This is a genomic window from Rhodanobacter geophilus (genome assembly GCF_040812275.1).
Taxonomy (GTDB): domain Bacteria; phylum Pseudomonadota; class Gammaproteobacteria; order Xanthomonadales; family Rhodanobacteraceae; genus Rhodanobacter_A; species Rhodanobacter_A geophilus.
The window spans coordinates 15,148-26,783 of the sequence record NZ_JBFOHL010000002.1; the positions used below are offsets into that span (position 1 = coordinate 15,148).

The following is an 11,636-nucleotide window of genomic DNA, read 5'->3' on the forward strand; positions in this document are numbered from 1 at the left end:
AGGTGGTGGCCGCGGAGTCTAGGCAAGTGCGCCGCCCCGGATGTTTCCGGAAGCGGGGGAGCTGTGAGCAGATGTGTCTGGCCCGGATGCCGGCAACAGCCGCTTACAAAGCGGGGGAGCAGCCGGCCGCGAACCGCGCTATGCCGGTTCCGGGTTGCGGCGCTCGCCGCGATGAAGCCCGCGGGCGTGCGGTATCCTAGGCAGGGACTGCATTCGCGTCGGCGCATGCGTTCTTCCCCTGATTCCGAGAGAAGCCCGATGACCATCAACGTCACCCTGCAAACCAGCCGTGGCCCGATCCACCTCCGCCTGCACGAGGACAAGGCCCCGCTGACCGTGGCGAACTTCGTGAACCTGGCGCGGCGCGGCTACTACGACGGCCTGTCGTTCCATCGCGTGATTGCCGACTTCATGATCCAGGGCGGCTGCCCGGAAGGCAGCGGCCGTGGCGGTCCCGGCTACAAGTTCGAGGACGAGTTCCACTCCTCGCTGCGCCACGACAAACCGGGCGTGCTGTCGATGGCGAACGCCGGCCCGCGCACCAACGGCAGCCAGTTCTTCATCACCCATGGTCCCACGCCGTGGCTGGACGGCAAGCACACCGTGTTCGGCGAAGTGGTGGACGCGGATGACCAGCAGGTGGTCGACGCGATCCGCCAGGGCGACGTGATCGAGAAGGTCACTCTCGAAGGCGACGTGGACGCGCTGCTGGCGGCCAAGGCCGATCGCGTGCAGGAGTGGAACGGCGTGCTCGACCAGCGCGGCTGATCGACGCCTGCTCCGCCCCGCAAGCCACCGTCCTCCGGGCGGTGGCTTTTTCACGCGCCGGTCACGGCAGTGACAGTGGGCAATCCATAGAATCGGCGGACTGCGCGCGGCATTCGCGCGCGGCTTCCATCAACCAAGGAGAGCAGCCATGTCATTACTCGGTAGTTTGCTGGGCGGCGGCGGTCAGGCCGGTGGTTCGGACCTGGTGTCGCTGGCCGGCCAGCTGATTCAGCAGGCCGGCGGCGTGCAGGGGCTGGCCGGCATGCTGCATCAGGGCGGGCTAGGCGAAGCCGTGCAGTCGTGGGTGGGCAATGGCGCCAACCAGGCCGTGTCCGGCGACCAGCTCAACCAGGCGCTGCAGAGCGGCGGACTGGGCATGGTGCTGCAGGAAGCGGCGGGCAAGCTGGGCATGGACCAGGGGCAACTGTCCGGCGCACTGGCGCAGGTGTTGCCGCACGTGGTCGACCATCTCACTCCCGATGGCCAGGTGCCAGGGCAGGGGCAGGCTGGCGGTTTCGATCTCGGCTCGCTGGCGGGGCTGGCCGGCAAGCTGTTCGGCTGAGGGTCGGTCGACCCATCCCCGAGCGTCGCGCGGGCAGGCAGCGCCCGCCCGCGCGACCGCGTCTCACGAGGAGGCGCTGGGTTTGAACAGCACGTGGTAGATCGCGAGCAGGATGATCGCGCCCACGATCGATGCGATGAAATGCACGAATCCGGTGGCGGGCCACCAGCCCAGTCGCTCGCCCACCCAGGTGGCGAGGATCGAGCCCACGATGCCGATGATGATGGTGACGATGAAGCCGACCGAATCCTTGCCGCCGCGGATGAACTTGGCGATGACGCCGACGATGAAGCCGATGATGATGACCCAGAGCCAATGCATATCCGTGTGTCCTCATGCGTGGTTGATGAAGTCCCCTGGATAGTGCACGAGCCGCATGTCCCGGCGGCTCGTTGCCGCGTGCCCGGTGAGGGCGTGGCGGCGACGGCATCATGCCATTCGCGGGCACGGGCATGCATCCACGGATCGTGATGCCGCAAGCTCTTGCGGGGGGCCGGGATGCGGCGGCGCCGCATGCTAAAATCGCCGGGTTTGCCGCTTCCGTCCCCTCACGAACCCGAGGAAGTCATGCCCCAGCTCGCCCAGCGTGTCGGCCGTGCCAAGCCCAGCGCGATCATGGTCATCGCCGCCAAGGCGAAGCAGCTCAAGGCCGAAGGCCGCGACATCATCAGCTTCTCCATCGGCGTGCCGAACTTCCTGCCCGGCGAACACGTGTACGCGGCGGCGCGCGAGGCGCTCAGCCACGACAGCGGCCAGTACGGCAGCAACCGCGGCGCCGAGCCGCTGCTGGACGCATTCCTGAAGCACATCGAGGCGCTGGGTTTCAGCGGCTACGGCCACGCCAACCTGTCGGTGGGCATCGGCGCCAAGCAGGTGCTGTACAACCTGGCCGAGGCGCTGCTGGACGAAGGGGACGAGATCGCCTTCGCCGCGCCGTACTGGACCACCTACCGCGACATCGCCGACATCGTGGGCGCGAAGGCCAACGTGCTGCATTGCGGCCCGGAGCAGGCCTACAAGCTCACGCCTGCGCAGCTCGACGCCGCGCTGGCGCGCAAGCCCAGGGTGTTCCTGTTCAACAACCCGTCCAACCCCACCGGCATGGTCTACACGCGCGAGGAAATCGCCGCGCTGGCGGATGTGCTGGCGAGGCATCCGGACACCTGGATCATCACCGACGACATCTACAACTCGATGGTGTTCGACGGCATCGGCTACCACAACTTCGTGTTCGCGCGGCCGGAGCTGAAGGAGCGGCTGGTCTTCGTCGACTCGGTGTCCAAGACCTACGGCATGCCGGGCTGGCGCGTGGGCCTGCTGGCCGGGCCGGAGGCGGTGGCCAAGGCGGTCACCACGCTCAACTCCAACCACATCACCAGCGTGCCGGAAGTGATCACCGCCGCCGCGGTGGCCGCGTTCACCGGCCCGCAGGACATCCCGCTGGCCAAGTGCACCGAGTTCGCCGCGCGGCGCGACACCGTGGTCGCCGCGCTCAACGCCATCCCCGGCGTCACCTGCCCGCGTCCGCAGGGGGCGTTCTACGCGTTCCCGGATATCTCGGTGGCGTTCGGCAAGAGCCACCACGGCACGAAGATTTCCAATGACGTGGAGCTTTGCGCCGCGCTGCTGGAGGCCAAGGGCGTGGCCTGCGTGCCGGGCTCGGCCTTCGGCGAGCCGCGCGCCCTGCGCATTTCCTATACCTGCCCGCAGGCTCAATTGCAGCCCGGCCTGCACCGCATCCAGGAGTTCTTCGCCGAACTTGCCTGAGGCGAAGCACGTTTTTCGAATCCCGCACGACCCATCCCGGAGATCCAACGATGAAAGCCCCCGTTCGAGTTGCCGTTACCGGCGCTGCCGGCCAGATCGGCTATGCCCTGCTGTTCCGCATCGCCGCTGGCGACATGCTGGGCCCCGACCAGCCGGTGATCCTGCACCTGCTGGAGATCACCCCGGCGCTGCCCGCGCTGCAGGGCGTGGTGATGGAACTCAACGACTGTGCGTTCCCGACCCTGGCCGGCGTGGTCGCCACCGATGACGTCAACGTCGCCTTCAAGGACGTGGACTACGCGCTGCTGGTCGGTGCGCGCCCGCGCGGCCCCGGCATGGAGCGCAAGGACCTGCTGGAGGCGAACGGCGCCATCTTCGCCCCGCAGGGCAAGGCGTTGAACGACCACGCCAAGCGCGACGTGAAGGTGCTGGTGGTGGGCAACCCGGCCAACACCAATGCGCTGATCGCGCAGCAGAACGCGCCCAGCCTGGACCCGAAGTGCTTCACCGCGATGGTGCGCCTGGACCACAACCGCGCGATGAGCCAGCTCGCCGAGAAGACCGGCAAGCACAACACCGACGTGAAGAAGATGACGATCTGGGGCAACCACAGTTCCACCCAGTACCCCGACCTGCACCACGCCACCGTGGACGGCAAGCCGGCGCTGTCGCTGGTCGACCAGGCCTGGTACGAGAACGACTTCATCCCCACCGTGCAGCAGCGCGGCGCGGCGATCATCAAGGCGCGCGGCGCTTCCTCCGCCGCTTCCGCCGCTTCCGCCGCGATCGACCACATGCGCACCTGGGCGCTGGGCACGGCCGAGGGTGACTGGGTGTCGATGGGCATCCCGTCCGACGGTTCCTATGGCATCGAGCCGGGCGTGATCTTCGGCTACCCGGTGACGGTGAAGGACGGCAAGTACGCCATCGTGCAGGGCCTGGCGATCAATGCGTTCTCGCAGGCGCGCATCGACGCGACCAACAAGGAACTGCGCGAAGAGCGCGCTGGAGTGGAGCACCTGTTCGCCAAGTAAATGGCGAGGTGCCTGCGTGCTTCAGGGGAAGGGCGGCTTCGGCCGTCCTTCTTCGTTTTCGGGCGGGAGTAGGCCTGCCGGCCGCCGCGCTCGATTCCCGCAGGGAACCTGTGGCGGCTCGCTTCGCGCCGGCCTTGATCGAGCCCCTCTCCCGCTTGCGGGAGAGGGGTTGGGGAGAGGGCACGGTATCGCCGCGATGTCTCGCTCCGCCCGTACCCTCACCCGCCTGCCGGCACCCTCTCCCGGAGGGAGAGGGATTCACCCGGGCGGCTGGCGGGGCTTCCATGCATCGAGCTGCTTTTGATCGAGCTCCTCTCCCTGTGGCTCGCGTGTGCCCTCAGGCCGCGGCGGCCTCGGCCGCCGGCGCCGAGCTGCGGATCAGGTGGTCGAACGCGCCCAGCGCGGCGGTGGAGCCGGCGCCCATCGCGATCACGATCTGCTTGTACGGCACCGTGGTGGCGTCGCCGGCGGCGAACACGCCGGGCAGCGAGGTCTGGCCGCGGGCGTCGATCACGATCTCGCCGCGCGGGCTGAGTTCCAGCGTGCCCTTCAGCCATTCGGTGTTCGGCAGCAGGCCGATCTGCACGAAGATGCCTTCCAGCGAGAGGCTGTGCATGGTGCCGTCGCTGCGGTCCTTGTAGACCAGGCCGTTGACCTTCTGGCCGTCGCCCAGCACCTCGGTGGTCTGCGCGCTGACGATCACGTCCACGTTGGGCAGGCTGCGCAGCTTGCGTTGCAGCACCTCGTCCGCGCGCAGCTTGCCGTCGAACTCGATCAGGCTGACGTGGGCCACGATGCCGGCCAGGTCGATCGCCGCCTCCACGCCGGAGTTGCCGCCGCCGACCACCGCCACGCGCTTGCCCTTGAACAGCGGGCCGTCGCAGTGCGGGCAGTAGGCCACGCCCTTGTTGCGGTACTCGTCCTCGCCGGGCACGCCCATCTGCCGCCAGCGCGCGCCGGTGGAGAGCACCACCGACTTCGCCTTCAGGCTGGCGCCGTTTTCCAGTTCGATCTCGATCAAACCACTGGCCGATCCATCGGCTGGCACGAGCTTGTTCGCGCGCTGCAGGTCCATGATGTCCACGTCGTAGTTGCGCACGTGCTGCTCCAGCGCGGCGCCCAGCTTCGGGCCTTCGGTGTAGTCCACCGAGACGAAGTTCTCGATCGCCATGGTGTCCAGCACCTGGCCGCCGAAGCGCTCGGCCGCCACGCCGGTGCGGATGCCCTTGCGTGCGGCGTAGATCGCCGCCGCGGCGCCGGCCGGGCCGCCGCCCACCACCAGCACGTCGAAGGCTTGCTTGGTCCTGATCGATTCGGCGGCGCGCGCGGCGGCGCCGGTATCGAGCTTCGCGACGATCTGCTCAAGGCTCATGCGACCCTGGTCGAAGACCTCGCCGTTGAGGTACACGGTGGGCACCGACATGATCTGGCGGCGCTCCACTTCGTCCTGGTACAGCGCGCCGTCGATGGCGACGTGCTTGATGTTGGGATTCAGCACGCTCATCAGGTTGAGCGCCTGCACCACGTCCGGGCAGTTCTGGCAGGACAGCGAGAAGTAGGTCTCGAAGCGGAACTCGCCTTCGAGGTTCTGCACCTGCGCGATGGTTTCCGCCGCGGCCTTGGACGGATGGCCGCCCACCTGCAACAGCGCCAGCACCAGCGAGGTGAACTCGTGGCCCAGCGGGATGCCCGCGAAACGCACGCCGATGTCGGTGCCGGCGCGGTTGATCGCGAACGAGGGCTTGCGCGGCTCGTCGTCGTCGCGGCGCAGTTCGATCCGGTCGCTGAGCGCGGCGATCTCGTGCAGCAGTTCGTCCAGTTCGCGCGACTTCGCGCTGTCGTCCAGCGCGGCGACCAGTTCGATCGGCTGCGTGAGTTTTTCCAGGTAGCCCGCGAGCTGGGCCTTGATGGTGGCGTCAAGCATGGTGAGCACTCCGGCAGGAATGGAGAGGGGGAGGGAGGCTTGTGGCAGCGGCCGGTGCCGTGGGGGAGGGCGGCTGCGGAGGGGAGCGCAGCCGGGCACGGGCCGCTGGCACAAGCATCCTCGGAGGAACCCGGGCGCTGCGCGCCCGGGTCCGGTGTTGCAGGTATTGCCGTGGATCAGATCTTGCCGACCAGGTCCAGCGAGGGAGCCAGGGTCTTCTCGCCTTCCTTCCACTTGGCCGGGCACACCTCGCCCGGGTGGGAGGCGACGTACTGCGCGGCCTTCACCTTGCGCAGCAGCTCCCCGGCGTCGCGGCCGATGCCGCCGGCGGTGATCTCGACGATCTGGATCTTGCCCTGCGGGTCGACCACGAAGGTGCCGCGGTCGGCCAGGCCGGCGTCCTCGATCAGCACCTCGAAGTTGCGGCTGATCGCGTGGGTGGGATCGCCCACCATCGTGTAGCCGATCTTCCTGATCGCGTCCGAGGTGTCGTGCCACGCCTTGTGCGAGAAGTGCGTATCGGTCGAGACGCTGTAGATCTCCACGCCCAGCTTCTGGAACTCGGCGTAGTTGTCGGCCAGGTCTTCCAGCTCGGTCGGGCAGACGAAGGTGAAGTCGGCCGGGTAGAAGAACACCACGGACCACTTGCCCTTGAGATCGGCCTCGGTCACTTCGACGAACTGGCCGGCCTTGAACGCCTGGGCCTTGAATGGCTTCACTTCGGTGTTGATAAGCGACATCTGTGTTGCTCCTGGTGGTTGAAAGCTTGGGAAGAATGCTAGACGGCACCAGACAATCAATCCAATTGATTGTCAGCATGGATGCCATTGTCCAAGACTATGGTATGGCCGGCTGCGCTATACGCAAGAGGCGCTGGTCACGGCATGCCGCCGCGCAGCCACGTCGGAATGCGCAGCGGCCCGGCGAACGTCCTATCCCGGGTGCGCGACCACGTAGGCTAAAATGACCGTTTTGACGGAGGCCACATGACACAGTCAGCCACCGCAGGCGCCCGTTTCCGCGCGGCACTCGCCGCCGAATCGCCGCTGCAGGTGATCGGCGCGATCACCGCCTACGCCGGCCTGATGGCCAAACGCGTGGGCTACCAGGCGCTGTACCTCTCCGGCGGCGGCGTGGCCGCCAATTCGCTGGGCATGCCCGACCTCGGCATCTCCACCATGGAGGACGTGCTCACCGACGCGCGCCGCATCGTCGACGCCACCGGCCTGCCGCTGCTGGTCGACATCGACACCGGCTGGGGCGGCGCCTTCAACATCGCGCGCACCATCCGCAACTTCGAGCGCATCGGCGTGGCCGCGGTGCACATCGAGGACCAGGTCGGCCAGAAGCGCTGCGGCCATCGCCCCGGCAAGGAAGTGGTGCCGAAGGAGGAGATGGTGGACCGCGTGAAGGCCGCGGTGGACGCGAAGACCGACGCGGACTTCGTGCTGATGGCGCGCACCGACGCCGCCGCGGTGGAAGGCATCGATGCCGCCATCGACCGCGCCTGCGCCTACGTCGAGGCCGGTGCCGACATGATCTTCCCCGAGGCGATGAAGACGCTGGACGACTACCGCAAGTTCAAGGCCGCGGTGAAGGTGCCGATCCTCGCCAACCTCACCGAGTTCGGCTCCACGCCGTTCTTCACCACGGAGGAGCTCAGGAGTGCCGACGTGGACATCGCGCTGTACTGCTGCGGCGCCTACCGCGCGATGAACAAGGCGGCGCTGAACTTCTACGAGACGGTGCGCCGCGAGGGCACCCAGAAGAACATCATCGACACCCTGCAGACGCGCGAGGAGCTGTACGACTTCCTGGGCTACCACGCCTACGAGGACAAGCTCGACGCGCTGTTCAACAAGCGAGGCTGACACGCTTAGCGAATGCCTTGCAGGAGCGGCTTCAGCCGCGATCCACGCACTGGTCCGCGGCCGAAGCCGCGCCCACGCGGACGTTTTGATTTACCCCTGCACCCCAGGAGATACCCATGAGCGAGCAAGTCCTTCCCAAGGCCAAGAAATCCGTGGCGCTGTCCGGCGTGGCCGCCGGCAACACCGCGCTGTGCACGGTGGGCCGCAGCGGCAACGACCTGCACTACCGCGGCTACGACATCCACGACCTGGCCGCCAAGGGCTGCTTCGAGGAAGTGGCGCACCTGCTGGTCTACGGCGTGCTGCCGAACTGGACCGAGCTGCAGAACTACAAGGCCAGGCTGAAGCGCCTGCGCGGCCTGCCGGCGCCGGTGAAGGCCGCGCTGGAGCTGCTGCCCGCCGCCACCCACCCGATGGACGTGCTGCGTACCGGCTGCTCGGTGCTGGGCACCGTGCTGCCGGAGAAGGACGACCACAACGTCACCGGTGCGCGCGACATCGCCGACCGCCTGATGGCCAGCTTCGGCTCGATGCTGCTGTACTGGTACCACTTCAGCCACAACGGCAAGCGCGTGGAGACGCAGACGGACGACGACTCCATCGCCGCGCACTTCCTGCACGTGCTGCACGGCAAGGCGCCCAGCGAGCTGCACGCGAATGCGCTGGACAAGTCGCTGGTGCTGTATGCCGAGCACGAGTTCAACGCCTCGACCTTCACCGCCCGCGTGATCGCCGGCACCGGCTCGGACATGTATTCCGCCCTAACCGGCGCGATCGGCGCGCTGCGCGGTCCCAAGCACGGCGGCGCCAACGAGGTGGCGATGGAGATCATCGCGCGCTACCGCAATGCCGACGAGGCCGAGGCCGACATCCGCGCCCGCGTGGAGCGCAAGGAGATCGTGATCGGCTTCGGCCACCCGGTGTACACGGTGTCCGACCCGCGCAACGTGATCATCAAGGAGATCTCGCGCAAGCTCTGCACGGACGGCGGCAACCCGGTGCTGTTCGACGTCTCCGAGCGCATCGAGAAGGTGATGGGCGAGACCAAGAAGATGTTCCCCAACCTCGACTGGTTCTCGGCCAGCGCCTACCACATGATGGGCGTGCCCACCGCGATGTTCACGCCGCTGTTCGTGATCGCCCGCACCTCCGGCTGGAGCGCGCACGTGATCGAGCAGCGCCAGGACGGCAAGATCATCCGCCCCAGCGCGAACTACGTTGGCCCGGAAGACCAGACCTACGTGCCGATCGACAAGCGCTGAGGCGCTGCCGGAAAGCCGAAGCAACGAGGGAGCCGCGAGGCTCCCTTTTTCGTGGGAATGGCGGCGGTTCGTGCCCACGGCACCTTGCGCCCGTTACAGGTGTTGCAGGTCTGATACAGATTCCCGCGTCACCGGGCTGGCGGCCAAAGCCTTGTCGCGGCGCGCCGGGGGATGCCTCGGCCATTCCCGCCTGCCGCCCGCTGTAACGCTTCCGGAACAGTGCATGCGGCGAATCGATGCGGCGTTGTCGATGCGTTGATTTCAACTTCTTGATTGAAAAGAAATTCCATCCGCGTGCTCGTTTGGCATTCCCTTTGCCAGTTCAGCTTGCTGCACACGCAAGACTAGGCGGGATGGCCCAAGTCAACCAGGGGATTCCCGAGCAGAACCGCAACCCGGCGCGTGCCGGAGCATGGCGGCGGGGTCTGGCGCTGCAGGCAAGCGGTTCCGGCATTCACCGGAATTGATGATGCACGGGCCTGATCAGGCATTTCTAAGGAGAGCGAATCATGCGCAAGACACTCATAGTCACGGCATTGGCCGCGGTCGGTTTGGCCATGGCGGTTCCGGCAATGGCCGATCACAACTACAACAATGGCAATGACAACAGCCACAACAACAACAACTCGGCGAACCTGAATTTCGTCAATGCAAGCACGCACACCAAGACCGTCACCAAGACCAAGAACGTCGATGCCAGTGGCAACGACCGCAACAACAGCGGCGATGCCAGCAGCCTCGGCCTCGGCAATGCCACGGCGAACAACAGCAGTTCCGCGAGCAGCTCGGTCAGCGATTCGTTCAACAAGAGCGTCGCGGTAGGCAAGACCGAGCTGGACGGCGCGGTTTCGGACAACGTGGTGTTCGGCATCGGCAACCGGGCCGGGAACTGGGGCAATGCCAGCGGCTCGCACGGCGGCAGCGGTGGTGATGCCCGGGGCGCCAACGCCAACAGTGCTGGCGGCAACGCGCACTCCAGGAGCGGTGACACCAGCGGCCTGTTCAGCGGCGACAGCGGCAGCTCCGCCGCCACCGGCGGGAACGGCGGCAACGACACCGGTGGCTCCAACATGGGTGGCGCGGGTGGCAGCGGCGGCAACGGTGGCACCGCTGCGGCTGACGCCGGTTCCTTCGACATGGCGAACAGCATGAGCAGCGTAGCCGCCGGCGCGGCTGGCATCACCACGATTGCCCAGAACAGCGGCGCTTCTTCGCTGATCCAGCAGGGCGTGACGGTTCAAGCCAACCTGAGCGTAGGCCACTGAGTGACGACGGACTGGCACGGCGAGGCGAAACGCCTCGCCGTGCCGGACGGGAGTTGTTGCAAACGAGCCGAACGCCATGGGAGGTGGGTCATGTCCCCGTCAAAGGGTTGGATCGGGTGCTGTCTGCTGATGGTACCGATGGCGGCATTTGCCGCGAATCCGCCGGCTGGTTCCGCCGCCGGCACGATGGCGCCGCATGCCGAAGGCTGCGCGCAGGCAAGCGCAGCCGCGCGCCGATGTGTTGACGGCCTCGGTCCGGTCGTGAGCACCGACACGCTGGAACATTCCAGCGGTGGCACGAACACCAGCAACATCCAGAACCTCAGCGGTGTCGTGACGGGCAACAGTGCGACGCAGGTGGATACCGGCTCGAACTCGGTCAGTTCCGGCGCCTTCAGCGGTGCGGTCGGGCTGCCGACGGTCATCCAGAACACCGGCAACAACGTGCTGATCCAGAGTGGCGTCATCGTCAACGTGCAGTTCAAGCCATGAGCAGGAGGTGGCTGCCGCCGCTCGCGATCATGCTGGCGCTGGCCTGGCCTGCCGGCCTGCTTGCCGGTTCGGTGGAGATCAACAACGGCACGGGCTCGACCTACACGCTGCATCTGACCACCCTCAAGGAGGCCAAATTCAGGAACACCATCCGGCAGAAGTACGACTTCAGTTGCGGGTCTGCCGCCGTGGCCACCCTGCTGACCTACCAGTACGGCTATCCGGTCACCGAGCAGATGGCATTCGCGCAGATGTACGCGCACGGCGACCGCGCCAAGATCAACAAGGAAGGTTTTTCCCTGCTGGACATCAAGGACTACCTGCAGACCCTCGGCTTCGAGGCGGACGGCTTCCGCCTGCCGCTGGACAAGCTTGTGCAGGAACACCTGCCGGCGATCGTGCTGATCGAGGAAAACCGCTACCACCACTTCGTCGTCGTCAAGGGCCTGCTGGGTGGCCGCGTACTGGTGGGCGACCCCGCCCTGGGTACGCGTTCGATCCCGCGGGACCGATTCGAAAAACTGTGGAAGGACAAGTTGCTGTTCGTGATTCACAACCGGCGCGATCTCGCGCACTTCAACCTGGTCAGCGATTGGCGCGCGGCGCCTTTGGCGCCGCTGGGCATGGGCATCGACCGACGCTTGATGGATTACACCACCATGCCGAAGTTCGGGCCCGGGCAGTACTGAGG

At 66.8% G+C, this 11,636-nt stretch carries 12 protein-coding genes; 9 read left to right on the top strand and 3 right to left on the bottom strand.

Annotated features, from left to right (window positions below; all coding sequences use genetic code 11):
• The first annotated feature begins 258 nt into the window (after positions 1-258).
• Positions 259-768 (top strand): peptidylprolyl isomerase, encoded by a 510-nt coding sequence (locus ABQJ56_RS02175; protein WP_367843354.1) that lies wholly within the window; start codon positions 259-261, stop codon positions 766-768.
• A 148-nt stretch (positions 769-916) separates the two neighbouring features.
• Positions 917-1,330 (top strand): YidB family protein, encoded by a 414-nt coding sequence (locus ABQJ56_RS02180; RefSeq protein WP_367843355.1) that lies wholly within the window; start codon positions 917-919, stop codon positions 1,328-1,330.
• A 63-nt stretch (positions 1,331-1,393) separates the two neighbouring features.
• Here the strand turns inward: ABQJ56_RS02180 and ABQJ56_RS02185 are convergent, their stop codons facing one another.
• Positions 1,394-1,651: a GlsB/YeaQ/YmgE family stress response membrane protein gene (locus ABQJ56_RS02185; RefSeq protein ID WP_367843356.1), complete on the bottom strand. Its 258-nt coding sequence runs from the start codon at positions 1,649-1,651 to the stop codon at positions 1,394-1,396.
• A 246-nt stretch (positions 1,652-1,897) separates the two neighbouring features.
• Here ABQJ56_RS02185 and ABQJ56_RS02190 point away from each other — a divergent pair, with 246 nt between their 5' ends.
• Complete coding sequence (locus tag ABQJ56_RS02190; RefSeq protein WP_367843357.1) at positions 1,898-3,097, top strand: pyridoxal phosphate-dependent aminotransferase; 1,200 nt, start codon at positions 1,898-1,900, stop codon at positions 3,095-3,097.
• Between the two features lie 50 nt (positions 3,098-3,147).
• Positions 3,148-4,131 carry a malate dehydrogenase gene (locus ABQJ56_RS02195; RefSeq protein ID WP_367843358.1) on the top strand — a complete coding sequence of 328 codons (984 nt, stop codon included), beginning with the start codon at positions 3,148-3,150 and terminating at the stop codon, positions 4,129-4,131.
• Positions 4,132-4,468: 337 nt separating this feature from the next.
• On the opposite strand, the gene ahpF is transcribed toward ABQJ56_RS02195, so the two are convergent.
• Both ahpF and ahpC read right to left on the bottom strand, forming a co-directional pair.
• Positions 4,469-6,055 carry an alkyl hydroperoxide reductase subunit F gene (gene ahpF / locus ABQJ56_RS02200; RefSeq protein ID WP_367843359.1) on the bottom strand — a complete coding sequence of 529 codons (1,587 nt, stop codon included), beginning with the start codon at positions 6,053-6,055 and terminating at the stop codon, positions 4,469-4,471.
• 176 nt (positions 6,056-6,231) lie between these two features.
• The gene (ahpC, locus tag ABQJ56_RS02205; protein ID WP_367843360.1) at positions 6,232-6,795 is read right to left on the bottom strand and encodes an alkyl hydroperoxide reductase subunit C; all 564 of its coding nucleotides are present in this window, start codon (positions 6,793-6,795) and stop codon (positions 6,232-6,234) included.
• Between the two features lie 246 nt (positions 6,796-7,041).
• On the opposite strand from ahpC, the gene prpB reads away from it, so the two are divergent.
• The 5 genes from prpB to ABQJ56_RS02230 all read left to right on the top strand — a co-directional run bounded on the left by prpB (position 7,042) and on the right by ABQJ56_RS02230 (position 11,634).
• Positions 7,042-7,926, top strand: coding sequence for a methylisocitrate lyase (gene prpB, locus ABQJ56_RS02210; RefSeq protein WP_367843361.1), 885 nt, complete (start codon positions 7,042-7,044; stop codon positions 7,924-7,926).
• Between the two features lie 116 nt (positions 7,927-8,042).
• Entirely contained in the window at positions 8,043-9,188 is a 1,146-nt protein-coding gene (gene prpC / locus ABQJ56_RS02215) for a bifunctional 2-methylcitrate synthase/citrate synthase (protein WP_367843362.1), read from the top strand.
• A 509-nt stretch (positions 9,189-9,697) separates the two neighbouring features.
• Complete coding sequence (locus ABQJ56_RS02220; RefSeq protein ID WP_367843363.1) at positions 9,698-10,453, top strand: hypothetical protein; 756 nt, start codon at positions 9,698-9,700, stop codon at positions 10,451-10,453.
• A 138-nt stretch (positions 10,454-10,591) separates the two neighbouring features.
• A complete protein-coding gene (locus ABQJ56_RS02225; RefSeq protein WP_367843364.1) occupies positions 10,592-10,945 on the top strand; it encodes a hypothetical protein in 354 nt (117 codons plus the stop codon).
• A complete protein-coding gene (locus tag ABQJ56_RS02230) occupies positions 10,942-11,634 on the top strand; it encodes a C39 family peptidase (RefSeq protein WP_367843365.1) in 693 nt (230 codons plus the stop codon). The genes ABQJ56_RS02225 and ABQJ56_RS02230 overlap by 4 nt, the downstream gene beginning before the upstream one ends.
• Positions 11,635-11,636: the final 2 nt, after the last annotated feature.